This window comes from Pseudoalteromonas sp. A601, assembly GCF_002165575.1.
GTDB lineage: Bacteria > Pseudomonadota > Gammaproteobacteria > Enterobacterales > Alteromonadaceae > Pseudoalteromonas.
The window spans coordinates 1-1,319 of record NZ_MXQF01000082.1 but is presented as its reverse complement, the minus strand read 5'-3'; the positions used below and the strand labels follow the sequence as shown (position 1 = coordinate 1,319).

Below are 1,319 nucleotides of genomic sequence, written 5' to 3'. Positions count from 1 at the left end.
GTAGCGTGGGTTGAGATTTGATACCCACGGATAAAAGAACGCGACGACCACCTCAGAGTCCAGTGTACTGCACTGAAAAATATGATTCTTTTATCGGTATATATCCGAAACTTGTACTTCTTTAAATATAAAAAAACCGCTTAACAGCGGTTTTATAAGTTTAAGTTGATACTTTTATTTATAACCGTTGGGGTTATTGCTTTGCCAGCGCCAAGTATCTTGCATCATGATGTCTATGCCTCGTTCTGCTTGCCATTCTAGCTCTAGTGAAGCTTTCTCAGGGGCTGCGTAGCAGGCGGCAATATCACCTGGTCTACGTGGTGATACTTGGTAGGGGATTTCCTTACCGCAGGCTTTACTAAAAGCATTGAGCATTTGAAGTACTGAGTAACCATTACCTGTGCCAAGGTTATAAACATGTGCGCCTGTATCTTGATTGATCTTATTAAGTGCTTTTAAATGCCCTAAAGCGAGGTCTACAACATGAATATAATCACGGACACCAGTGCCATCAATAGTGTCGTAGTCATCACCGAATACACCTAACTGCTTTAGCTTACCAACTGCAACTTGCGAAATATAAGGAAGCAGATTGTTTGGGATGCCATTAGGGTCTTCACCAATAAGTCCTGACTCATGTGCTCCAACGGGGTTAAAGTAGCGTAAAATCGCGAATGCAAAGCGTTCATCAGATTTAGCGATGTCTTGTAGCATCATTTCAACCATCAGCTTTGATGTGCCATAAGGGTTAGTGGTACCACCCACTGGGAAGTCTTCGCGAATAGGTAAACTTGCCGGGTCGCCATAAACGGTCGCGGATGAACTAAGTACTAGCTTAAATACACCTGCATCTCGCATTGCATCAACCAGTGTTAGTGTACCTTGTACATTATTTTGGTAGTACTCAATCGGCTTTACAATTGATTCCCCGACAGCTTTAAGCCCCGCAAAATGAATGACACTGTCTATTGTATGTTTAGCAAAAATATCAGCTAGGAAGCTTTTATCTAGAATGTCGCCTTGGTAAAAATGTACTGATTTTCCAGTGATCTTTTTCACGCGTTCAAGTGACTCAACACTAGAGTTACTCAAGTTATCTATGATAACAACGTCGTTATTTTGCGTTAATAACTCAACTACGGTGTGCGAGCCTATATACCCTGCACCACCTGTTACTAAAATTGTCATGAAATCTCCATATATAAGGTGAATTAAGTTAATTTCACCATAGATTACCTGTTATTACATGTTTTAAATTTATTGTTTTTTATTATCAGCGTTATTGACTGCCTAGATTCGGATAATAAGTGCAATTTCTT

General features: G+C 40.2%; 1 protein-coding gene. It reads right to left on the bottom strand.

Annotation, left to right across the window (positions count from 1 at the left end; genetic code table 11):
- Positions 1–174: 174 nt before the first annotated feature.
- Positions 175–1,188: a UDP-glucose 4-epimerase GalE gene (gene galE, locus B5G52_RS21755; RefSeq protein WP_087534707.1), complete on the bottom strand. Its 1,014-nt coding sequence runs from the start codon at positions 1,186–1,188 to the stop codon at positions 175–177.
- Positions 1,189–1,319: the final 131 nt, after the last annotated feature.